Source organism: Ruminococcus sp., assembly GCF_045129435.1.
GTDB lineage: Bacteria > Bacillota > Clostridia > Oscillospirales > Acutalibacteraceae > Ruminococcoides.
In genome coordinates, this window is sequence record NZ_JBGVJL010000047.1 from 1 (window position 1) to 22736 (window position 22736).

A 22736-nucleotide genomic window follows, 5' to 3' on the forward strand; every position below is an offset into this window, starting at 1 on the left:
ACAAACAGCAACGCTGTTTGTGCCCGATAGACTGATATAAAAACAACTTTTCTTGGGCGTTGCCCAAACCCACGAGCCTTTAAAAAGGCTCGCCTAAATTTTTTGTTATTTATCCGAAACTTTCTGCTAAACCATAATTTACCTGACTATTGACAAAGCACCATAAAATTTGCAAAATAAAATGCCCTGCTTTAAGCAAGGCATTCATAAAATTATTCTTCTGTTTTAGCCGGAGCATCAGCTTTTTCAGTATCCGATTCAGCCGTTTTTTCTTCTGCTACAGGCTCAGCTTCGTTTTTTACTTCTGGCTGTTCCTCAGCTTCAGCCTTAGGTTCTTCCTTTGGCTCTGCTTTTTCTTCGTCTGTAGGCTTAGTTTCTTCAACCTCATTTGCAAGCTCTGCAAGGTCATCATCAAGACTGCAATCAAGCTCCTCAAAAAGAAGTGCGTTCTGCTTTTTCTTGTGCTGTTTTACAGCGAATACTGTGGCAGAAACGGCTGCTAAAGCACCAATAGCACCTGCTGCCGCACAAATTAATTTTTTGTTATCGTCCATATTAAACACCTCATTATTTATGTTTGAATTTTTGCTTATGATTATTCAAATAAAAATGCTTATTAAAGTAATTAGTACTTTAATAAGCATATTATACCATAAATTTTATGCAATGCAATAGTTATTATGCGAAATTTGTCGATAATTTTTGATTATATTGCACATATATAGACTATGTGTTAATTAATAGACAAAACAAGCATAAATATCTTAATTTGAGTATTCGCAGTAGTTGCCTAAAAAGCTGAATTCAGGCATTTCGGCACTAAGCTGAGCAATAAGATCTGTTACCTCTTTACTGCTGACATTGCCTGAGAAATCAAGATAGAACAGATATTCAAAGCCTTCGTCACTGCTTGGGCGAGGGCGTGACTCAATCTTGGTAAGGTTAAGACCGAGTGAATTAAACCTGCAAAGCAAGCCGTAAAGAGAGCCTGTAACATGCGGAAGTGAGAAACAAAGGCTGATTTTGTTTGAATCGGGAGTAATGAACAGCTTTTTAGAAATAACAATAAATCTTGTTGTATTTTTGTCATTATCCTGCAAGTGGTTATCAAGCACCTTTAAGCCGTATTCCTCGGCTGCCTTATAAGAGCAGATTGCGGCAACATTAAGACGCTTTTCCTTTGCCACATCACGAGCCGCAATGGCTGTGTTTGAGCATGGGGTGGAGTCAAAATTGTTTTTTGCAATGTAGTCGGCACATTGAGAAAGCGACTGCGGATGTGACCACACCTTTTCAATGTCGGCAAATTCAGCTTGCTTTAAACCGCCAAGGCAGTAGTCAATCGGCAGATCAAGAGCACCCACAATGTAAAATCGGTGCTTTAAAATAAGGTCATAAACGGCTGAAACCGAGCCTGCGTTGGAATTTTCTACAGGGAGTACACCAAAGGTGATTTCATTTCTGTCAACTGCATCAAAAACATCGCCAAATGACTTATAACAAAAAGCCTCGGCATGTGGGAAAAGTCTGATTGTAGCTTCGTGACCGTTAGCACCCTTGATTCCCTGATAGCCAACCTTGACATTTTCTTTTGGAATTTCAGTTTCGACATTGCTGATAATCTGCTTGATTTCAGCACCACTGCCAACAATATTGTGCTGTAACGCTCTGGAAAGCTCCATTATATTTGAATAAAGCAGTCTTGCGTATGAGCCGTATTCACCGCCACGCACCTCAATAGCATCAAGAATTTCGTTTTCCCTTGCCTGATTAAGCACAGGAATGTTATTGGCTTTTTTGTAGTTGCCAACCTCCTTGGCACAATCCATTCTCTTTTTGAAAAGCTCAATGATTTGTTCGTCTATACTGTCAATTTCAGTTCTGATTTCTGAAAGATTTCTCATTTTATTCATCCTTAATTATAAAAGATTTAAAATTGCAACGGCTGTTACAGCCTCAATAACGGGTACAGCTCGTGGCACAATGCATGGGTCGTGTCTTCCCTTGATAACAAGCTTTGCATTTTCTTTTTTTTGTAAATCTACAGTATCCTGCTCCATAGAAATGGACGGAGTAGGCTTAACGCCTGCTTTAAAAATAACAGGCATACCGTTTGTGATTCCGCCGAGAATACCGCCGCAGTTGTTGGTTTTTGTTACAACCTTGCCGTTCTTGTACTCAAACGGGTCATTTGACTGAGAGCCACGCATTTTTGAAAGTTCAAAGCCCTTGCCAAATTCAATGCCCTTAATTGCAGGCACACCGAATACTGCTTTTGCAATAACGCCCTCAACGCCGTCAAACATAGGCTCGCCAATGCCTGCCTCAATTCCGCTTACGGCACATTCAATAGTACCGCCAATGCTGTCCTGAGCAAGTCTTGCCGCCTCAACCTCGGCACGCATTTTTTCTTCGACCGAATCGTCAATAAGAGAAAAAGTGCTGTTGTTCAGCTTGTCTATAAGCTCGTCATCAATAGCTACAGGATTAAAAGCCTCGTCATTTACACTGCCAATACTTGCAATGTGTGCTGCAATTTTAATTCCCTTTTCTTCAAGAATCTGACGACAGATTGCACCGGCAAAAACAATCGGAGCGGTGAGTCTGCCTGAAAAATGACCGCCACCACGAATATCATTGCTTGCGTTGTATTTAACATAAGCGGTGTAGTCACTGTGACCGGGACGAGGACAGTTGAGAAGATTGCCGTAGTCACCGCTTTTTGTGTTTGTGTTTTCAATTACTGCACAAAGCGGTGCACCTGTGAGAGTGTCGCCAAGCATACCGGAAAGCACCTTTGGCAGGTCACTTTCTTTGCGAGGGGTTGCAGTTTTATCTTTTCCGGGTGCTCGGCGTGACATCTGCACAAGCACCTTATCCATATCAATTTTAACTCCTGCCGGCAGTCCGTCAATAACAACGCCAATTCCGTTGCCGTGGCTTTCACCAAAAACAGAAATTTTTATTTTTTCACCGTAGGTTGAGGACATTTGCCTTTCCTCCTATGCTGTTGTAGTCTATGTAAAAATCAGGGTAGCTTTTGTTTATGCTCATTGCAAAGGTTGCGGTAATATCGCTGTCACTTCTTGCGGCACAAACACCGGCAGACATAACGATTCTGTGGTCGTTGTAGCCGTTTACATTTCCACCTTTAAGGGAGGAAACCCCTGTGATTTCGAGTCCGTCAGAAAACTCCTTCACCTTTCCGTCAAGATTATTTAGCAGTTCGGCAGTTGCCTTTAGACGGTCACATTCCTTTATTCTGAGCCTTTCGGCATTAGTAATCTTTGTTGTACCCTCTGCAAATGCCGCACATACCGAAAGTACAGGCACAAGGTCGGGAATTTGCGATGCGTCTATAGTAATTGCTTTTAATTCGCCCTTTTCTACAGTAACTTCGTTGTCAAACCAAGTTACCTTTGCACCGAACTGAGAGAGAATTTCAGCACATTTTTTGTCACCCTGTGTGGAATCCTTTGCAACACCCTTTACGGTTACCTTGCCACCGATAGCACCAAGCACCATAAAAAATGCAGCCTGCGACCAGTCGCCGTCTGTTGTGTAATCACAAGGCTTGTAGGCTTGTCTGCCGTTTATATGCCAGCCGTTTTTGGTGACATCAATTTCTACACCGAATTGTTTCATTGTGCGGATTGTCATATCAATGTAACCAACGCTTTCAAGCGGGGAAGTGAGAATAATTTCGCTGTCGCCCTCAAGAATTGGCAGAGCGAGCAAAAGACCTGTGATAAACTGTGAACTTACATTACCGGGAATTTCAAACACGCCGCTTTTAAGCTGACCGCTGATTTCAAGCGGAAGTCCGCCTTCGGTTTTGCAGGCTGTACCTGCCTTTGGCAAAGCCTCGGTAAATATTCCGATTGGTCGCTGTGGAAGCTTGCCTTTGCCGACAAAAGTGGCATTGACATTGCCTGCGGCTGCTATAGGAATAAAAAATCTCAGCGTACTGCCGCTTTCGCCGCAATCAAGTAGGGCAGTTTTGTTTTTATACATATTTCTGCCGTCAACTGTGAGAACATTATCCTCAAGTTTTGCTTCTGCACCGAGAGCCTTTATACAGCCGATTGTGGCTTTAATATCATTTGAAAGGGCAACAGGAGAAATTTTGCTTACTCCGTTTGCCATTGCCGCACAAATTATTGCACGATGAACATCACTTTTTGACGGCGGAACATTTACTGTGCCGTTTGGAATAAACGGACTGTATTTAACATCAGACATTGTATCCTCCAATCAGGTTGTGATAAAGTCGCAGAGATTTGCAAGTTCAACCTTTTTAGTAAAGCTTTCGCCGATTTTTGTTAAAAGTACAAGGTCTATAGAATTGCCGGCGGTCTTTTTGTCGCCCTTGGCAGCCTGTGCCATCTGCTCAAAAGTTGCCTTGTCAGATGTCGGCAGACCGTATTTTTTACAAAGCTTTGTAATTCTGTCTGCTGTGCCTTTTTCAGTGATGCCTTGCTTTTCGCCTGCTTTTGCAATAAGCACCATACCCACGGAAACAGCCATTCCATGGCTTATACCTTTAAAATTATAAATTTTTTCAATAGCGTGACCAAGTGTGTGACCAAAGTTTAGAAGCTTTCTTTCGCCTGCCTCTTTTTCGTCACGATTTACAACATCACGCTTGATTGAAACGCAGATTTCAATTATATCTTCAATGTGTTCAAGTGCGTTCTGTTCTTCAAGATTTTCAAAAAGCTTTTCGTCCTTGATACAGCCGTATTTTATAACCTCACCCATACCGTCGCAGATATATGCGTCTGTAAGAGTTTTGAGAGTGTCGGGGTCAATAAGTACAGCTATAGGCTGATGAAACGCACCTACAAGGTTTTTGCCCTGCGGCAGATCAACACCTGTTTTACCGCCGACAGATGAATCAACCTGAGAGAGGAGAGAGGTTGGAATCTGAATAAAATCAATACCACGCAAATAGCTTGCAGCGGCAAAGCCTGCCATATCGCCGACAACACCGCCGCCGAGTGCTACAACAATATCTTTTCTTGTCATAGAAAATTCTGCAAGTGTGTTGTACATTTCGGCAATAGAGCCGAGGTGCTTTTGCTCTTCACCTGCTTTAAAAATGTGTGTGGCAACCTTAAAGCCCTCTTTTTCAAGCGAAGCCTTAACCCTGTCCATATAAAGCGGAGCAACATTGGTGTCTGAAATTATAGTAACCTTTTCTGCCTTTGAAAGAGCTTTTGCGTATTCACCGCATTTGTCAAGGATTCCTCTTTCAATGCAAATATCGTACGGTTTGCCCGTATCTACTCTTACTGTTCTCATATTATACCTCAATTCTATTCGCCAAGAGCAGTTTTTACCTGATGCCCCTGCTCCAACAATTCGGCAAGTGCCTCTCTGTCCTCAGCCTTAATAGCGTCTTTAATTTTTGTAATATTATCAATAAGAATGTCAAGCTCGGTAATAAGCGGCTCACGATTTTCAAGGAAAAGCTCACTCCATAGCTGAGAGTTGATGTTTGCAACTCTTGACACATCACGATAGCTGCCTGCTGAAAATCCCTTGTGATTAGGGCAGCAGGGACTCATTACATATGAGCATGCCAATACATGCGGCAGCTGAGAAGTGAACGCAATCATTCTGTCGTGTTCTTCGGGAGTGGTGATTTTTACTGTGCCAAATCCGATTTTCCTTGCAAGATTAGCAAGCACCTCAACCTTATCTTCAGGCGCACCGCATGGTGTGATAATATAGCTTGCATTTTTGTAGAGGTCAGCCTCTGAAACATCAAAACCGTTGGTTTCTTTGCCTGCCATTGGGTGACTGCCGATGAATGTAAAGCCGTACTTTTGTGATAAAGCAGAAAGGCTCGGACAAATTGCCCTTTTAATTCCTGAGCTGTCGGCAACAATAGCGTCCTTTTTTATGTGGCTGCCGTAATTTTCAATAAAATCTACAGCCGCCTGCGGATAAAGAGCAAGAATGATTATGTCACATTCACTAAGGCTTTCGGGAGTGCCGATTTTGTCGATTGCACCAACCTTTAGTGCCTTTTCTGCTGTTGCTTGTGTTCTGTTGATACCGATTACAAAATTATCGGTATATTTTTTTATAGCCTTGCAAAAGCTGCCGCCAATAATGCCAAGACCGATAACGGCAATGTTCATTTTCAGAGCCTCCGAATTTATGAAATAATAAAATTACTTGTTATTGATTTCGTCAATAGATTTTTTGAGTGCAAATACACGCTTTGCAACCTTGTCAAACTGCTCAGGTGTGAGTGACTGTGCACCGTCTGAAAGAGCGTGTGGCGGATCGTTGTGTACCTCGATAATAAGACCGTCTGCACCTGCGGCAACTGCTGCCATTGCAAGTGGCTCAACAAGCCAGCTCTTGCCTGCGGCATGGCTTGGGTCAACGATTACCGGGAGATGTGAAAGAGCCTTGATAACCGGAATAGCCGAAATATCAAGAGTGTTTCTTGTAAAGGTTTCGTATGTTCTGATACCTCTTTCACAGAGAATAACCTTGTCATTACCGCCTGCCATAATGTACTCGGCACTCATAAGCCATTCTTCGATAGTAGCTGAAAGACCTCTCTTTAAAAGGATTGGCTTGTCAATCTTGCCAAGCTCCTTTAGAAGCTCAAAGTTCTGCATATTTCTTGCACCAACTTGAATTATGTCAACATTTTCGAACATATCAATGTGTGATGCTCTCATAATTTCGGTAACAATAGGAAGACCGGTTTCTTTTCTTGCAATCTTCAAAAGGTCAAGTCCCTCAGCCTTTAAGCCCTGAAAAGCGTATGGTGAAGTTCTTGGCTTGAATGCACCGCCTCTTAAAAATGTTGCACCTGAAGCTTTTACGCTCTTTGCAATGTCAACAATCTGCTTTTCGCTTTCAACCGAGCAAGGACCTGCCATAATGTGCAGACTGCCGCCGCCAATGGTTATATCATCATTAATTTTGATTTTGGTATCGTCCGGATGGAACTTTCTGTTTGCCTTTTTGTATGGCTCCTGAACTCGTTTAACGCTCTCAACAATATCCTGAGCGTCAATGTAGTCCATATCAATTTTAGTGGTGTCACCGATAAGACCGAGAACGGTTGACTGCACACCTTCCCATTTGTTTACCTTTACATTATATTCCTCTTTGAGCATATTTGTAAAATTAATAATCTGCTCCTGTGAGGCAGATGGTTTTAACACAATAATCATTTTAGAATATCCTTTCGTTCACATTAATTAAATTATAAATATTTTACCACTTTAAAGCGTTACAGTCAAGACTGTTATACTACATAAACCGCAAATTAATTATTTTTCTCGTCTGCTTCTACTGCTCTTATAATAGCATAGGCTGTTTTAAGCGGTGTGTTCTTACCGCTTACTGTTATGTCGGCAGCGGCAAGATATATAGGAAGTCGCTTTTCATAAAGCTCACGCATAGCGTCTTCTTTGTCCGGTCGCTGTAAAAGCGGTCGGGTAGTGTCATTTTTTAATCTTTGTTTAATAATGTCAAGCGGTACATCAAGTAAAACGATTTTATCCTTACCTTTAAAAGCGTCTATATTACGCTGAAATGTAAAAGCACCGCCACCCGAGGCAATTACAAGTCCCTTTGTATCAGCAAGTTCAAGGCAAGCCTCGTGTTCCAAATCTCTGAAATGGCTTTCACCGTATTTTTCAAAGATTTCCGACACTTTCATTCCTGCTTTTTCTTCGATATAGGAGTCCATATCAATGAATTTTCGTCCTGACTTACGGGCAAGGTTTCTGCCAACGGTTGTTTTGCCACAACCCATAAAGCCACATAAAACAATGTTATCCACAGTAAGTCCTCCGATTATCTGTTCATTAATTCCTTAGATGCTGCAATGCAGAGCTTGTCAATTTCCGCAGGGTCATAAACCGAGCCGTCCCAAATTTCATGTGATACCACAGCCTGCCATACGAGCATAGACATACCTCCGACAGCGTTTGAGCCGTTAGCCCTTGCTTTCTGAATAAGTACGGTTTCAAGCGGATTGTAAACTGCGTCAAATACATTTTTACATTTTGCAATAACTTCATCGCTTACCGGCTGATTTTCAACCTTAGGGAACATTCCGAGCGGTGTAGCGTTTACAAGCACATCAATGTCGCCCTCAAGCTCACTTATAAGGCAATATGACGGCTGAGAACCGATAACTGTGCTTTTGATTTCATCGCAAAGAGCCTTTGCAATCTCAACATCGTCTTCTCTTACCGCAAAAAGAACAGGAATGTTTTTAAGAACAACCTCGTATGCCATTGTTCTTGCAACGCCGCCGCATCCGACAATTACAACTCTGCCTGCAAGCTTGATTTTTGCGGCGTCAAGAGCCTTTAAAAAACCGTCAGGGTCTGTTGTGTAGCCTTTTGCGGTGTAATCTTTATTGTCAACGGTGTTTACACTGCCGTACATATTGGCTTTTTCATCAATTTCATCAAGATACTGAATAATATTCTGCTTATGAGGAATTGTAATGTTATAGCCGCTGAGCTTAGATAAAATGTGGTCGTATTCGTATCCGAGGCTTTCGGGAGCAACATCAAGCTTTGTGTAAACTGCGTCTATTCCTGCAAGCTCAAACAGCTTTGTATGTATAAAAGGTGACATTGTATGTCCGATAGGATGACCTATTACTGCATATTTTTTAGTACTCATAAAAATATACCCCCTATAAATTTTTTTGGTAAAAATAGAAAAATTTCAAAATAGATATTGACAAAAGATTAAATAAACAATAATATAATCTAAGAAGCAACACGGTTAAACGATTGCTTATTCCATTGTAGCATAAAATATGTACTTTTGTCCATAATTACAATGGATACATTAAATATTTTTTTATTATGGGAGGAATTCCAATGGTATTGGAAAAGGTTAAGGCAATTCTTGCTGAGCAGTTCGATGTTGAAGAAGATAAGGTAACAGCTGATACAGATTTACAGGAAGATCTCGGTGCTGATTCACTTGACGTTGTAGATTTACTTATGTCAATCGAAGACGAGTTCGGCGTAGAAGTTCCTGATGATGAAATCGAGAACATCAAGACTGTTGGCTCACTTGTTTCTTACATTGAGGCAAATTCATAATTGAATAACTAAACCTGAGGTCGGGCTTATGCCTGACCTCTTTTACTTTTTGCAATAAATTTTCACAACAAAAACATTGTCTGTACTTGCAAAAATAATTTATTATAGTATAATAGAAATGTTATGATACACGAATATTTCTTTATATGGAGGAATTGAAATGGCAGACAACAAAAAAATGGTTGAAGCTATCACAAGCAGAGATGAAGACTTTGCAAAATGGTACACCGATATTGTAAAAAAAGCAGAACTTGTTGACTACTCAGGCGTTAAGGGATGTATGGTTATCCGCCCTTATGGTTATGCTATTTGGGAGAATATGCAGGCTGACCTTGACAGAAGATTTAAAGAAACAGGTCACGAAAATGTATATATGCCTATGTTTATCCCTGAAAGCCTTTTGCAGAAGGAAAAGGATCATGTTGAGGGCTTTGCTCCTGAATGTGCATGGGTAACAGTTGGCGGCAGTGAAAAGCTCAACGAGCGTCTTTGCGTTCGTCCTACATCAGAAACACTTTTCTGTGAACATTATCAGAAAATTATCAACACATACAGAGATCTTCCAAAGCTCTACAATCAGTGGTGCAGTGTTGTAAGATGGGAAAAAACAACCCGTCCTTTCCTCAGAACATCTGAGTTCCTTTGGCAGGAAGGTCACACAATGCACGCAACAGCAGAGGAAGCAAAGGAAGAAACACTCCGTATGCTCCATGTTTACGAGTCATTCTATAAAGAAACTCTTGCTATTCCTGCTGTAATCGGCAGAAAGACAGAGAAAGAAAAGTTTGCAGGTGCGGAAGAAACCTACACAATCGAGCCAATGATGCACAACGGCGTTGCTCTTCAGGGCGGTACATCACATTACTTTGGTGACGACTTTGCAAAGAGTTTTGGCATTACATTTACAGGTAAGGACAATAAACAGCATTACCCACACCAGACATCTTGGGGTGCGTCTACAAGAATGATTGGTGCTATCATTATGGTACACAGCGATGATGACGGCCTTGTGCTTCCGCCAAGAATTTCACCTATTCAGGTTGTTATTGTTCCTGTTGCTCAGCATAAAGAGGGCGTACTCGATAAGGCTTATGAGCTTAAAGCAGAGCTTACAAAGTATTTCAGAACAAAGCTCGATGACAGCGACCATGCTCCCGGCTGGAAGTTTGCAGAGTACGAGATGAAAGGCGTGCCTGTAAGAGTTGAGATTGGTCCTAAGGATATTGAAAAGGGTCAGTGCGTAGTTGTAAGAAGAGATACTCGTGAGAAGTATTTTGTTCCGCTTGAGGGACTTTCTGATTATATTGCAGAGCTTCTTGATACAATTCATAATGATATGTACGAGAGAGCACGCAAGAATACAGAGGAAAAGACATTTATAGCAACAAACTTTGAAGAATTTGTTGATACAGCTAAAAATCATCCGGGCTTTATTAAGGCTATGTGGTGTGGCGACAGCGAATGTGAGGATAAGCTTAAAGACGCAACAGGCGGTGTTAAGAGCCGTTGTATTCCTTTTGTTGAGGAACACATCAGCGATGTTTGCGTATGCTGCGGCAAGCCTGCTAAGCATCAGGTTTACTGGGGCAAGCAGTATTAATTAGTTTTATATTTGAAATGTATAAGGAGGTGCTGAGGCTATGCCAATTAAGGTTCAGAGCAATTTACCTGCCATAAAGGTGCTTGAGTCTGAGAATATTTTTGTTATGCCAAACGAAATAGCGATAAAGCAGGACATTCGCCCGCTGAAAATTGTTATTTTAAACCTGATGCCAACAAAAATTGCTACCGAAACCCAGCTTTTAAGGCTTTTGGGCAACAGTCCACTACAGGTTGATATTGAGCTTTTGCAGATGGCATCACATACATCAAAAAACACCTCACCTCATCACCTTACTACCTTTTACAAGACCTTTGACCAAATAAAGGATGAAACCTTTGACGGAATGATAATTACAGGTGCACCGGTGGAACAGCTTGAGTTTGAAGATGTTGACTACTGGGACGAGCTTTGTAAGATTATGGAATGGTCAAAGCACAATGTTTATTCTACACTCCATATTTGTTGGGGTGCACAGGCAGGACTTTATTACCACTATGGTATTCAAAAGCACAAGCTAAAGGAAAAGCTCAGCGGTATTTATAACCATACTATTTTAGATCCTCACCACCCGCTTATGCGTGGCTTTGACGATACCTTCTGTATTCCACATTCAAGATATACAGGGGTAAGTGAGGAAGATATTCGCAGAAACAGTGCACTTGAAATTCTTGCGGTGTCAGAGCTTGCAGGCGTGGCGATAGTTACAAATAAGTCGGGCAGACAGGTGTTTGTAATGGGACATGCCGAGTATGACCGAGATACCCTTGCAAGCGAGTATTTTCGTGATGAAAACAAGGGAATTAACCCAAAAGTGCCGTATCACTACTTTCCAAATGATGATGCGTCACTCACACCGCCAATGGTTTGGAGAAGTAACGCAACATTGCTTTTCACAAATTGGCTTAACTATTATGTATATCAGGCAACTCCGTATGATTTGCGTGACTTGCTTGAAAAATACCCACATTAAACTAAAAACCAAGGAGCTGTAAAAAAGCAGCATATCAAAAAGCCGAGATTCACGAAAAAGTGAGTCTCGGTGATTTTTTTTGCTTGAATTTCTTGAAATTGTATAAAAGTATGAAGAATGTTTAAAATTTGGGTATAACTCGAAAAGGTGCTTGTTTTTGCACCTTTTGTACTGTTGAGATTGCTTAATACCTCTTGATGAAAGCTTGTCAGCTCCTCATTTAGCCTGACTATTCTGTTACCTTTGGCTTTGCAACATTTTTCTTTGTGAGAACAATTTGTGCAGTCTTCGCATTGATAGTATTCTTCTGTCCTGCCGTATTTGTTTCCTCTCACAGGTTTTGTGTAAAGATAATTGAACTCTTTACCATTCGGACAAACAGGCTTTCCGTTTTCATTAATTGGGAAATTTACCGATCTGTACGGATTGTCGCGATACTTTTCATCCTTGCTCTCTTTTTCAAACATTGTGAATTTCATATACTTTTCCATTCCGTGTTCTTCACAGTAAAGATAGTTATTAAACGAGCCATATCCTGCGTCTGCAACCGGATATTTGGGATAAAAGGCGTGTACTTTTTTGAATTTTTCCATAAGAGGAATGAAGCAATCCATATCAGATGCATACTGCTTAACATCAAACACTGCAATGTATTCATCACATATACCAAGCTGAATATTGTATTCGGGCAATAATTGGTCGTTACCCATGTGATCTCTTTTCATTCGCATAAATGTTGCGTCATTGTCTGTTTTTGAGTAGCTGTTTCTGCTCTCCCCACAAATACTTATGTGCTTTGCGTATTTCTTTAGCTTTTTGGTGTATTCAACAAGCTTGTCGTAATTCCTTGTTCGACGGACTTACGATGTCCTCGTCCATAAACAAAGGTTTCAGGCTGTATTCCTGTCAGCTTAACATACTGTCTGATTATCTGTTCCATATATTCTATGGCATAATGGCATATTCTGTACGAATTTCAAATCTAATTCCTTGTAATGAAATGGTTTCGTCAATTTCTTCAAGCAACGCAGTAATTTTGTTGAATACTTTTTGTCTGTGCTTTATACTGCTTTTCTTCCATACCCAGCTGTATTTATTTGCATTGGCAGTTATCTTTGTTCCGTCTATGTAGATGTGCGACATATCAACCTGCTCTTGTTCAAAGATATATGAATTGATTTCCGCAAGAATATCATCTATCAGTCTGCAAGATAATCTTTCATAAAGTTATCTATTGTCATATGACTTGGTGCTTTAGTTTCCTGCAACAGCCACATAAATCTTATGTCTGTTTTACAAAGCTTTTCTATTTCTCTTGTTGACGCATAGCCGTGTTCCATAAATGCAAACAGTATTACTTTCAGCGAAGTTTCGCTATTATATCTTTTGCGACCTATCCTGCTTTCCTTAACAGCAAGGTGTTTATTTAGATCAATATGATGAAAAGCCTCGTTAAATGTATATACCGGATCAGAAATTTCTATTATTTTTTCAATTTCCAGTGGTAATTTTAATTGCTATGGTGTATAATGTACCTTGTTGATATGGTTTTTCATTGCAAATAAATTATATCACAAAAATGACTGCATTCCTACCTTTCGGTTAGAATGCAGTCGTTTTTATTTGGGCTGTTTTTTACAGCTCCCTATCAAAACTTTGTGTTAGCTTAAAGTATTGTGGGCTTTGCCCACACCCACAACCTTTGAAAAAGGTTGACCAAATTTTCATGTCCGAGTATAAAGTCTATGATAATTTAAGCAAAAAATTTTCCGACTGTAAATAGGACTGCCGCACATTGCGACAGTCCCATTGAGTCAGAACTTATTTATAATTTTATTGAGAAGTAAAAATAGTGTTAATTAATCATTTATTACAACATTACCGCCAAAGCCTGTGCTCTGAGTTACAAAAACAGAATCAATTCCGTTTAGTGTAGCGGTGTGTCCGTTATAGCCTGCTGCATAAACAGGGCTATTGCTTGCAATAATATAGCTTGAATTAATTGATGTTAAGGTTGCGTCATAAGGATAAGCTGTTGCACCCTCTGCACCACGGTTGCCTACTACTATTGCTGCTACAGGCACTTCGTTGCCGCTGCCCCATTTATCGTTATCGTATTTATTCCATTTTTCCTGATATATTGTATCACTTGTGGCATTTGATTTAACTGTTGAATCCTTTAATGTAGCATTACCGCAACGAACAATGAGTCCCTGACGATTAGCTTCAAGATAAGAATCCTCAATGTTAAGTGTGCCCGGAATATTCATAAGAACAGCTGCTGAATCTGCGTTTGTTGCAATAAGTGTTGAATTTTTGATGTTGATAACAACATTAGCACCTGTCTTAGTATTTCCTGCATTTGTTGATAAAGCATAATAATCTGTTGATATAATCTCTGAATCAATAATGTTTACGGTAGCGTTATCTGTACTTTTATCAACAACCATACTTACATTGTTTGATTTCATTTTTACATTATTAAGCTCTAAGCTTCCGCCCTCGTGTACTGATATACCTGCATGTGTAGTGTTTGTGTTTTCGAGAACAAATGAACCGTCTTTTAATGAAATTGCTTCGTTATCATAGAGAGTAATAGGGGTTGTGCCGCCGATTGTAAGTTCTTTGCCGTTTAAGTCAATGTCAGCACCTGATCTGTCAAGCACAGCGGAGTCAACCTGAGCAGAATCACTGAGAACAACCGGAATACCGTCCTGAATAGCAGCCTCAATAACATCTGTGTCAGAAGTTATTACAGCGTCTTTTGCATTGTAAGCCTCTTTTGCATCTGCAAAAGGTTCTGCCTGAATTGCAACAGCATTGAATGAAAGGTCAATACCTGTCTTGAGATTGCCTTCATCGTCAATCATATCGTCATTTTCAAGTGCTTTGTCGTACTTAACTTCATCATTTGCAAGAACAGAGAATTCCTTTACATCCTGTGCTGCACTTACTAAACGATAATAAACATTTGGCACACCGTCAAGTGGAATCCAGCCGTCTGCAATGGAGTATCCTACAAGTCCTTCGGTTGCGTCTGCAACCTCAACAAATACATATGCGTCAACTGTATTGTTTACAGTAACCTTAGGGTCTTTTCTCTGGGTTGTGCCGGGTATAATGTTGTATTCGTTGCCTGTAGTTTCTTCAAGGCTTACTTGAACCTGATTTGTTCTAAAGCTGTTTGTAATCGGATCGCTTTCACCCTTTAGGTAAGCAAAAGTACCGCCGCCTACGAGCATAACGGCTGCTAACGAAACTGCAACGCCTGTGATTGCTACATTCTTTTTGTTTAGCTTTTTCATAATACATCCTCCTGAAGTTTTGTTTTATAGTTTTGATTTTGTATAGGTTTTGAGAATTTTTAGAACGAAGTTATAAATACTTTAATAGACTTTATGTATTGAATTTTATATCAGAATCCCTCCTTTGCGGTTAATTAATTTTTATCCTTTCCGAGTCGCCAGCAAATTGCTAATCCCATTGCACTGATTATTATGCAGATTACATACCACTCAAAATTATTACGGTCGCCTGTAGTGGTTGGAGATGAACCTTGACTTGTCGGAGAGGTCGATTGAGTTACTTGTTGAGTAGTTGCAACTGTACTTGCTGTGGCTTCTGTTGTTGCAGCTGAAGTTTCTGTTACAACCTGTGTTGATGTGGGGTGAGTCTGAGTTGTTGCCAGTGTGCTTTCAGTTGGTTTAGGCGGAACTGATGCTGTGGTTTTCTCTGCTGAGCTTGTCTGAGTGGTTGACTCAGTTGCTATGCCCTCAAACGAGTTTATACACTCAACAGAAAGCGAGGATACATAAGCTGTTGTACTTTTTACGGTCTGAGAAGATATTGCCGATACTATTCCGATGCACAGCGTAATGCAGAAAGTGTATTTCAACACATTGATTATGCACCGTTTCTTTTTCATGATTTATGTAATCCTCCTTTCTTAAAATAGCTGTATTTTAAGCTATATCGGGATATTGTGTGTTTGTGCCCTCAGGTAAGAACTGAGCTGCTGCAAGGTCAATGGCTGTATTTTTGTCAATGCTCTTAGCCTGTACGGCATATGCTGTTGCAGTAAGATTTTTTTCACCGAGTGCTTTGATGTCTGAAGAAGTAAGCTCGGTGGAAACAGTTACCTTTGTGAAAATCGGATTCAGTACAACATCTTCTTCACTGTTTTTAGCGTTTATTTTCTGACTGTAGACATAAACTGTCTGATTATCGGCAGTTGCAACTTGCAGCCAAGAATTTGTGTCATAATTAATTGAAAACTTATCGGTAAGCTCATTTTCAACACAAATAAACACATAACATTCTTCACTGCCCTTGAGTACTGTGGGTGTGGGGTCTTTATCAAGAACTGCACCGGGTACATACTTGTAGCTGTTGTTTGTTACACGCTGGGCGTATTCACCTGTGAGTGCCTGTCCGTCAGTATTAACAAGAGCCTCATCAAGCTTAATTGAAATAGCACCGCCTGCAAATTTATTGACTACCGGGTCACTGGTGTCAGATAACCACGAAAGGGTAGGGGCTACCGTGCATACGGCAATTACTGCAAGCGTTCCGAATGTAATCATTGCTTTTTGGCTTTTTCTCATTATATTTCTCCTTTCTTTAATATTTTATTGCAATCCGCTTTCTTGCGGAGCGAATTCCAGTTTTGTGCTGTCATTTTCTATGATTTCAACGGCTTTCTTTTCTTTATCTTTTTTGCTTTTGAATGCAATGTCCCATACAAGAGATAATACAAACAAGCCGACAATTACTGAAATTACAACAACTCTGTTTTCTTCGGCAGTAACAACTCTCAACGGAGTACCGAGGTATGGAACACAAAATACAACCTTGCCAACAACATTTCCCCAACGAACAGGTGCAGAGTCATTTGCATTGTTAGCGTCACCCTTTGTGGTGAATGTCTGCTTTGCCGAATTAATACTCACTACCCTGTGGGTAACAAGAATATTGTTATCGTTTAATATGTAGGTAACTATATCGCCAACCTCAATTTTTTCAGGTTCAATCTTTTGAACTAAAATAAGACTGTTCACAGGCAACTTTGGAGTCATACTTGAGCTGTCAACCGAAAACATATTCCAACCTAAGAGTCTTATTGCTACAACACATAAAGAGGTTTACAGCAGTTACACGGCAAATATTGAAAAAGGTAAAAGCTTTAAGCAGGATGTAATCAGTCCTACATACATTGGTTATGAGCCTTACTGGACTCAGCCGAACGGTAAAGAGGCTGACGCAAGCACACTTAAACTTGATTATACAAATGTTGAAAATGACATTACTATTAATGTATATTACAAGCCTTCTAATGTACCTTATGGCATATTATATTATTTTCAGAATATTTATGATAATCACTACACTTTAGATACAAGCCTGAGTCAGATATTATTCGGTGTAACAGGCAGTACAGTCAGTGATGATGATTTGCATGAGGCTGTTAAGAATAAGGTAGGATTTACTCCGCTCTACCACATTCCTACAACAATTGCAGGTGACGGCAGTACGGTGATTGACAGTTACTATGACCGTAACTACTATCTTTTTACCTTTGATATGGACGGCGGATATGGCACAGACCCTATCTATGCCCGCTATGAGTCATCATTCCTTGTAAACCAGCCTACAAGAGTTGGATATACATTTGAGGGCTGGGATCTTGTAAGCTATACTTTAGATGACGGAAATGAATCTGAGGTTAAGTATGTTGAGGACGGCAAAGCTGATGTATTGCCAACAATAATGCCGGCAGAGGATCGTGAGTATAAGGCACTCTGGAAAAAGACCGATACTACTTTTACTGTAGTGTATTGGCTGCAGAATCCTGACGATGACAATTACAGCTACCTTGGTAAGCAAGACAGCATTTCTGCTCAGTCAGGTGATGTAATAAACGGTGAAGACTACAAGGATATTAATACTGTAAAAGATATTACATCTAAGGTTGACAGCTACACTCGTGACCGCTATGTATATAAAACAGCCGATAAAAATGTGGTAGTCAGTGGTGACGGCTCTACTGTTGTAAATGTATATTATGACAGAAAAGTATATACTTTAAGATTTATTTATGCTCGAGAAGGTCTTACCGGCTCAAGCAAAGGAAAGTTTTATATTAAGGGTGGTTCTACCTATAACTTTGGTTCGGGCGAAAATTATATTAAGACAATAAGTGCAGATAACGGAACTAATGCACTTGTTCCGGGAGAAGAAGGACAAGAGGGCTCTTTTGTAAACTATCTTTTAAGCCGTGACCAGGGTGCAAGCTCAAATGGCGGTTGGGGTGAAGTAACCGCTTTACCTGAATTAAAGAAACAGTATAAAAACGAAAAAATATATTCTACAGGAACTTATACTACAACTATTGATTATAAATCAGACACACCAAATGAGGGCGAAACTTTTAAGTATTATTATGTAGAGTGTAAAGCACGCTATCAGCAGAATATCAGTAATTTGTGGCTTACAGACCCATTCGATCCTCCGGAATTGTCACAAGCAGAGATGGCAAAGAATCATAAAAAATATTATCCGGACGGTACACCTTTAGCGGGTACACCTATGAAGAAAGCATACTTTGCAGGTTGGAACGGTGAACACTTTGTAAAATATTCTTATAGGAATAATGGTAACCAGACTATTAAAGGTAAGTATCAGCGACTTGATGATATGCTTTTGTTTGATGTTGCGGCACTAAAAGAATGTTATCCGAATGAACCTGAGCATCAGGTAGTAAACTATCTTTGCTTTTTTGACAATGGTTCAAACTGGGTAACTTGGAATACACCGAACAAGTGGACATATGAGTATTATTACCCTACATTAAATAATGTTAAGGGTGATATTGAAAAAGACGGAGTAAATTATTATCTAAGAGGGTCCGCAACCTGTTATGATGACGGTACTCATGTAATGAAAAATTCATATACCTATCAGCAGACCCCTACTTCTCTTGAGGGTATGACATTCAAAGGTTTTGACGAAAGCGATCAGTATGGCACAGTCGTTACTGATGAGAATGATGATGCGTATGGAATAAAGTCATATATTGCAAAATTCTTCTATTCAAGAAATGACTATCAGCTTACTTTCTACAATTATGACAAAACCGAAAAACAGGTAACAGTTCCTTTTGAAACCCCATTAAAAAGCTATAGCTTTAAACCGTCTTATCCGTCAAATCTTGAAAAGGGTGCATATACCTTTGGCGGTTGGTACACTTCTCCAAACTGCCTTGAGGGTACAGAGGTTGATTTTGACAGCGACACAATGCCGGCGTCAAACACCATGCTTTATGCAAAGTGGATTCCTGTTGACCACAGCGTAAGAGTATTCCAAAACTACAGCTACCTTGAGGCTTTCAATAAAAACGAGGTTGAAACCGACGAATATGCACTTTATTTGTTGGATGCTATAGACCATACAGAAACCAAAGAAACAAGCTATATCTGGTTAAATCATCTTAATTATGCAACAGCGGACAGTAAGGGCGTTTACAAGGTATCATATTTTGACGATGTAAGAGAATATGTAAAGGTTGACGACTGTTTCTACAGAAAGGGAAGAGCTAATAACCTTGCTTATACTATTCAAAACGGCGACACAAAAGCAACCTATGTTTATGTTGATGACGGCAATCGTAAGGGTTATGTAAAGGCGGACGGCTTGCTGGGAATAAGACATCAGGCACATGGCTATGTACTTGACAATTTCAGAGTTCCGAATGATCCTTCGGGCTATACTTTTGCGGGTTGGAGATACAACAAAAACGGCAATGTAGAGGCTTTCTCACCGCTTGATACACCTATTACCGCAGATTTTGATGTATATGCAGACTGGGGCAGTAAAAAATCAAGTCCGTATGTAGTTCATTACGCACTTGAGGAAAGTGTGGACAGCACTTTATCAGCAAAGCTTTTTGCAATTTCACAAAATCCGTCTGACAACGAAATTCAGAGCATAGACGATAAAACCTATGTTTATCTTGCAAGTGACAAGCGTTGGCATCTTACAATAGCAGATGATACTACAGGCTTTAGATTTGAGGGTACTACCGCTACATTTACTCCAAAGGTAGGCAATCCGTCAAATGAACTTTATGACGGCTACAATAAAGGCTATTATCCAACACTTGCAAGCCATTCTATTCTTGTTCAGAGTGACGAGTTAAACAATATAAAGAACAATGCTTTTACATTTACATATGTAAATGTTCCAACTATAACTTATACTGTTGAGTACAGATACAACGAGCCGAGTAAACCGCTTATCAATGATTTTGTTGCACCAAATGCGGATTCACAGGGTATTTACGGCAAAAAGGTTGTTACTACAAGCAATAATGTCGTTACCGAGAGATTTCAGGTTGTAAAGGATTGTGTTCCCGATGATACTTACAAACAGCTTGTTCTTTCAGTTGAAAAGAACGAAAACGGTCAGTATGTAAGCTCAGCTGACAATATTATTACCTTCTACTATACAAAGCAGTCAAGCGTTGCACCGTACATTATTCATTATATGATGCAGAATCCGGGTACAGACGGCACAAACTATGCAGTTGACGGTACAGGCGATTACACGGAAAATGAGGGCAATTTAATTAAAGGCGTAGCTGATATTGGCGAAGTAACAGCTTATCCGCTTACATTCACAGGCTATGAACTTAATAAAAAGGCTGTTGTGGTTGATGGTGGTACAACTAAATCTGACGCAACCTTTGATACCGATTCTGATAAAAAAACCACAATTAAGTTTAATGTAACAGAAAAAGGCACAGAGCTTTATGTGTTCTACAATATTCAGAAAACCTACTACAGAGTATTTTATCTTGTGTATGGCACAGCTACCGATAATCTGACTCAGTATGAAGATGAAACTAAATTCCCAATTGGAAATTCTTGTGTTTTATTAAAATACAAAAAGGTTGAAAACCAATACTTTGGTGATACCGTTACTGAAAACTCAGTAGATATTGACGGTTGGACTTGCCTTAATGCAAGCAAATCAATTACGCTTACATACAGCCCAAGAGAAAATAACCCAAGTGATGTAGGCTATAAAAACAATATTGTATTTTTCTACACTCCTACTCAGTACACAGTTGAGTACAAAACGGTTGGCGGCGGCAGTCTTTCACAAAATACCGAAACCATAGACGGCAGTAGTACAAATAATTTTGCAGGCTCAACTCCGACTGCTGATATGGGCTACGAATTTGATAATTGGTATCTTGATGAGGCTTGCACTCAGAAAGTAACTGATGATTCGCAGTACAGTGCATTTGTTAGCGGAAATAAGCTTACACCAACCAAGGAAAAATTGACTCCAAACTATCAGGCAGGTCAGGCAAGCACAATTTTCTATGCTAAGTTTAATGCTAAGGGTGGATATAAAGTAAACTATGACTTAAACGGCGGTACAATCAACGGCAGCAGTTCGGTTGATTCAAAAACCGTTGCTTGGGACAGCGCAAACCTTGGCACAGAAGAAACCCCTGTAAAGCATAATACCGGTTTTGTCGGCTGGAAACTCAAGGATAAAAATATTGATGTTACAGACGAAACCACATATGGTGCTCTCGCAAGTGCTGTTGATTCTGAAAATGAAGTAAAAGAAATCACACTTGTTGCTCAGTGGACAGAAACCAAGGTTTACTTCCACAGCAATATTGACGGCAAAAGCACAGCTCAGACGGCAGACCTGTTCAGAACCTATACTTACACAGGAAATGACTATACAATGAATGATGACAGTACAATCAATTCATTCTATGAAATTCCAAGTGTTGAGAAGAACACAAAGATTTTTGCCGGTTGGTACTATGATGACGGCACAGCTTACAAGTGGAGCGATGTATTTGCAGGTGAAACCCACCTCTATGCTCATTGGTTAGATGTAGGTACAGTTGCGAAAACTGCCGATGATACCAAGGTAACCGGTGTTAATACTTACAACGGTTTTGACCTCTTTGGCACACAGATTCGTAATGCTAAGAAAGATGATAACTATCCTGACGGCTCAGGCTCGACACCTGCATATTCAACCTCAGGACTTCGCTTTGTAACTTCACTCAGCGACAGCCTTTTAAAGCAGATTGACGCATTGTCAGATTCAAAGCCTGAATATGGATATGTGCTTGCCAAAACAGCAACTGCTAAAAAGTATGCAAATGGCAAGTCAGGTTATCAGATTGAGTACAAAGGCGATAATGTAAATGGTGTTGATACCAGAACAGAGTACAAATATGTTCAGAATATAAACTGCACAAGTCAGGTTGGCGGTTACGGTTCAGGTGCTCCTGCGTATGACCATTTTAACAGCAAGGCAAAAACCTACCGTATTTATTCACTTGTTGTTACATACGATTCAAGCGGCAGAACAGAGGAACAGATTGAGCAGGCAAAGGGTCAGGAGCTTCTTGCCCGTTCATACATTCGCTATACTGACGCAAACGGCTTGCTCAGAACTTACTACAACGACTATACAGGCACAAATGTATTTGGCGGCTGCAGCACAAGCTTTAACAATGTTTTGGGCATTATTGAGGGCGATAACGCTTAAATGCTAAAAATAAAACTGAATTAAAACTAAAACAGCACCACCTCACAAAATGATTTCACTCTGTGAGGTGGTGGTTTATTATCTGCTTTTTAATAGTGGTTTTGCTTTAAATGATTATAATATAATCAAGTAAGTGATAACACTTACAATAATGAAACATAAAAATTTTATTTATGGTTGATTATTAATTCCTACTATTGTAGATAGGTATAAATTTATGCCCGATTATGTATATAAAAAATTAATAATTTATCTTTGCATAATTTATCAAAAACCCTTGACAAATTATGCAAGCTTTGTTATAATACATATTGTCTTTGAAATTAAATAATAAATATAGGGGTATAGCTCAGTTGGTAGAGCAGCGGTCTCCAAAACCGCGTGCCGAGGGTTCGAGTCCTTCTGCCCCTGCCAAGCAAAAACGGCTTAAACACTGCGTTTAAGCCGTTTTTTCATATAAATAATCAGGCGG

The 22736-nt window shown here is 39.9% G+C and carries 19 protein-coding genes, 1 tRNA gene and 1 pseudogene; 5 read left to right on the plus strand and 16 right to left on the minus strand.

Features of this window, described 5'->3' with window-relative positions; genetic code table 11:
* Positions 1 to 212: 212 nt before the first annotated feature.
* The 9 genes from ACJMMI_RS02360 to aroE all read right to left on the minus strand — a co-directional run bounded on the left by ACJMMI_RS02360 (position 213) and on the right by aroE (position 8676).
* Positions 213 to 554, minus strand: coding sequence for a hypothetical protein (locus ACJMMI_RS02360; RefSeq protein ID WP_405353142.1), 342 nt, complete (start codon positions 552 to 554; stop codon positions 213 to 215).
* A gap of 210 nt (positions 555 to 764) precedes the next feature.
* On the minus strand, positions 765 to 1904 hold the full coding sequence (locus ACJMMI_RS02365) for a chorismate mutase (RefSeq protein WP_405353144.1): 1140 nt from the start codon (positions 1902 to 1904) through the stop codon (positions 765 to 767).
* A gap of 15 nt (positions 1905 to 1919) precedes the next feature.
* Positions 1920 to 2990: a chorismate synthase gene (gene aroC / locus ACJMMI_RS02370; RefSeq protein ID WP_405353146.1), complete on the minus strand. Its 1071-nt coding sequence runs from the start codon at positions 2988 to 2990 to the stop codon at positions 1920 to 1922.
* Positions 2971 to 4242 carry a 3-phosphoshikimate 1-carboxyvinyltransferase gene (aroA, locus tag ACJMMI_RS02375; protein WP_405353147.1) on the minus strand — a complete coding sequence of 424 codons (1272 nt, stop codon included), beginning with the start codon at positions 4240 to 4242 and terminating at the stop codon, positions 2971 to 2973. Before aroA ends, aroC begins: the two co-directional genes overlap by 20 nt.
* Positions 4243 to 4254: 12 nt before the next feature.
* The gene (gene aroB / locus ACJMMI_RS02380; protein ID WP_405353149.1) at positions 4255 to 5304 is read right to left on the minus strand and encodes a 3-dehydroquinate synthase; all 1050 of its coding nucleotides are present in this window, start codon (positions 5302 to 5304) and stop codon (positions 4255 to 4257) included.
* Positions 5305 to 5318: 14 nt separating this feature from the next.
* Positions 5319 to 6149 (minus strand): prephenate dehydrogenase, encoded by an 831-nt coding sequence (locus tag ACJMMI_RS02385; RefSeq protein WP_405353151.1) that lies wholly within the window; start codon positions 6147 to 6149, stop codon positions 5319 to 5321.
* Between the two features lie 33 nt (positions 6150 to 6182).
* On the minus strand, positions 6183 to 7205 hold the full coding sequence (gene aroF / locus ACJMMI_RS02390; RefSeq protein WP_405353152.1) for a 3-deoxy-7-phosphoheptulonate synthase: 1023 nt from the start codon (positions 7203 to 7205) through the stop codon (positions 6183 to 6185).
* Between the two features lie 95 nt (positions 7206 to 7300).
* Positions 7301 to 7819 carry a shikimate kinase gene (locus ACJMMI_RS02395; RefSeq protein WP_405353153.1) on the minus strand — a complete coding sequence of 173 codons (519 nt, stop codon included), beginning with the start codon at positions 7817 to 7819 and terminating at the stop codon, positions 7301 to 7303.
* Positions 7820 to 7833: 14 nt separating this feature from the next.
* The gene (aroE, locus tag ACJMMI_RS02400; RefSeq protein ID WP_405353154.1) at positions 7834 to 8676 is read right to left on the minus strand and encodes a shikimate dehydrogenase; all 843 of its coding nucleotides are present in this window, start codon (positions 8674 to 8676) and stop codon (positions 7834 to 7836) included.
* 203 nt (positions 8677 to 8879) lie between these two features.
* Between aroE and acpP the strand changes: the two genes are divergently transcribed.
* The 3 genes from acpP to metA all read left to right on the plus strand — a co-directional run bounded on the left by acpP (position 8880) and on the right by metA (position 11680).
* Positions 8880 to 9107 carry an acyl carrier protein gene (gene acpP / locus ACJMMI_RS02405; RefSeq protein ID WP_117705718.1) on the plus strand — a complete coding sequence of 76 codons (228 nt, stop codon included), beginning with the start codon at positions 8880 to 8882 and terminating at the stop codon, positions 9105 to 9107.
* Between the two features lie 160 nt (positions 9108 to 9267).
* Positions 9268 to 10707, plus strand: coding sequence for a proline--tRNA ligase (gene proS / locus ACJMMI_RS02410; RefSeq protein WP_405353156.1), 1440 nt, complete (start codon positions 9268 to 9270; stop codon positions 10705 to 10707).
* Between the two features lie 40 nt (positions 10708 to 10747).
* On the plus strand, positions 10748 to 11680 hold the full coding sequence (metA, locus tag ACJMMI_RS02415) for a homoserine O-succinyltransferase (RefSeq protein WP_405353158.1): 933 nt from the start codon (positions 10748 to 10750) through the stop codon (positions 11678 to 11680).
* Here metA and ACJMMI_RS02420 read toward each other — a convergent pair.
* From ACJMMI_RS02420 to ACJMMI_RS02450, 7 genes and pseudogenes are all read right to left on the minus strand, one after another.
* The gene (locus tag ACJMMI_RS02420) at positions 11677 to 12405 is read right to left on the minus strand and encodes a transposase (protein WP_405353159.1); all 729 of its coding nucleotides are present in this window, start codon (positions 12403 to 12405) and stop codon (positions 11677 to 11679) included. The two genes, metA and ACJMMI_RS02420, sit on opposite strands and share 4 nt — an antisense overlap.
* Positions 12406 to 12625: 220 nt before the next feature.
* A complete protein-coding gene (locus ACJMMI_RS02425) occupies positions 12626 to 12823 on the minus strand; it encodes a hypothetical protein (RefSeq protein ID WP_405353161.1) in 198 nt (65 codons plus the stop codon).
* A gap of 56 nt (positions 12824 to 12879) precedes the next feature.
* Positions 12880 to 13182, minus strand: a complete 303-nt coding sequence (locus ACJMMI_RS02430) for a transposase (RefSeq protein ID WP_405353169.1) — start codon at positions 13180 to 13182, stop codon at positions 12880 to 12882.
* Between the two features lie 357 nt (positions 13183 to 13539).
* On the minus strand, positions 13540 to 14985 hold the full coding sequence (locus tag ACJMMI_RS02435) for a TasA family protein (protein WP_405353163.1): 1446 nt from the start codon (positions 14983 to 14985) through the stop codon (positions 13540 to 13542).
* Between the two features lie 134 nt (positions 14986 to 15119).
* On the minus strand, positions 15120 to 15605 hold the full coding sequence (locus tag ACJMMI_RS02440) for a hypothetical protein (RefSeq protein ID WP_405353165.1): 486 nt from the start codon (positions 15603 to 15605) through the stop codon (positions 15120 to 15122).
* Positions 15606 to 15642: 37 nt separating this feature from the next.
* The gene (locus tag ACJMMI_RS02445) at positions 15643 to 16284 is read right to left on the minus strand and encodes a hypothetical protein (RefSeq protein WP_405353166.1); all 642 of its coding nucleotides are present in this window, start codon (positions 16282 to 16284) and stop codon (positions 15643 to 15645) included.
* 24 nt (positions 16285 to 16308) lie between these two features.
* A pseudogene (locus ACJMMI_RS02450) lies at positions 16309 to 16803 on the minus strand (signal peptidase I); the annotation flags it as partial.
* Positions 16804 to 17131: 328 nt separating this feature from the next.
* Between ACJMMI_RS02450 and ACJMMI_RS02455 the strand changes: the two are divergent.
* Together ACJMMI_RS02455 and ACJMMI_RS02460 are read left to right on the plus strand one after the other, a co-directional pair.
* Positions 17132 to 22264 carry an InlB B-repeat-containing protein gene (locus ACJMMI_RS02455; RefSeq protein WP_405353168.1) on the plus strand — a complete coding sequence of 1711 codons (5133 nt, stop codon included), beginning with the start codon at positions 17132 to 17134 and terminating at the stop codon, positions 22262 to 22264.
* Between the two features lie 338 nt (positions 22265 to 22602).
* A tRNA-Trp gene (locus ACJMMI_RS02460) sits at positions 22603 to 22678 on the plus strand.
* Positions 22679 to 22736: the final 58 nt, after the last annotated feature.

What these genes read in the sequence shown, in the direction of transcription:
- ACJMMI_RS02360 (WP_405353142.1), bottom strand. Translation starts at nt 554, where the DNA reads ATGGACGATAACAAAAAATTAATTTGTGCGGCAGCAGGTGCTATTGGT.
- ACJMMI_RS02365 (WP_405353144.1), bottom strand. Translation starts at nt 1,904, where the DNA reads ATGAGAAATCTTTCAGAAATCAGAACTGAAATTGACAGTATAGACGAA.
- aroC (WP_405353146.1), bottom strand. Translation starts at nt 2,990, where the DNA reads ATGTCCTCAACCTACGGTGAAAAAATAAAAATTTCTGTTTTTGGTGAA.
- aroA (WP_405353147.1), bottom strand. Translation starts at nt 4,242, where the DNA reads ATGTCTGATGTTAAATACAGTCCGTTTATTCCAAACGGCACAGTAAAT.
- aroB (WP_405353149.1), bottom strand. Translation starts at nt 5,304, where the DNA reads ATGAGAACAGTAAGAGTAGATACGGGCAAACCGTACGATATTTGCATT.
- ACJMMI_RS02385 (WP_405353151.1), bottom strand. Translation starts at nt 6,149, where the DNA reads ATGAACATTGCCGTTATCGGTCTTGGCATTATTGGCGGCAGCTTTTGC.
- aroF (WP_405353152.1), bottom strand. Translation starts at nt 7,205, where the DNA reads ATGATTATTGTGTTAAAACCATCTGCCTCACAGGAGCAGATTATTAAT.
- aroE (WP_405353154.1), bottom strand. Translation starts at nt 8,676, where the DNA reads ATGAGTACTAAAAAATATGCAGTAATAGGTCATCCTATCGGACATACA.
- acpP (WP_117705718.1), top strand. Translation starts at nt 8,880, where the DNA reads ATGGTATTGGAAAAGGTTAAGGCAATTCTTGCTGAGCAGTTCGATGTT.
- proS (WP_405353156.1), top strand. Translation starts at nt 9,268, where the DNA reads ATGGCAGACAACAAAAAAATGGTTGAAGCTATCACAAGCAGAGATGAA.
- metA (WP_405353158.1), top strand. Translation starts at nt 10,748, where the DNA reads ATGCCAATTAAGGTTCAGAGCAATTTACCTGCCATAAAGGTGCTTGAG.
- ACJMMI_RS02420 (WP_405353159.1), bottom strand. Translation starts at nt 12,405, where the DNA reads ATGAAAAGAGATCACATGGGTAACGACCAATTATTGCCCGAATACAAT.
- ACJMMI_RS02425 (WP_405353161.1), bottom strand. Translation starts at nt 12,823, where the DNA reads ATGTCGCACATCTACATAGACGGAACAAAGATAACTGCCAATGCAAAT.
- ACJMMI_RS02435 (WP_405353163.1), bottom strand. Translation starts at nt 14,985, where the DNA reads ATGAAAAAGCTAAACAAAAAGAATGTAGCAATCACAGGCGTTGCAGTT.
- ACJMMI_RS02440 (WP_405353165.1), bottom strand. Translation starts at nt 15,605, where the DNA reads ATGAAAAAGAAACGGTGCATAATCAATGTGTTGAAATACACTTTCTGC.
- ACJMMI_RS02445 (WP_405353166.1), bottom strand. Translation starts at nt 16,284, where the DNA reads ATGAGAAAAAGCCAAAAAGCAATGATTACATTCGGAACGCTTGCAGTA.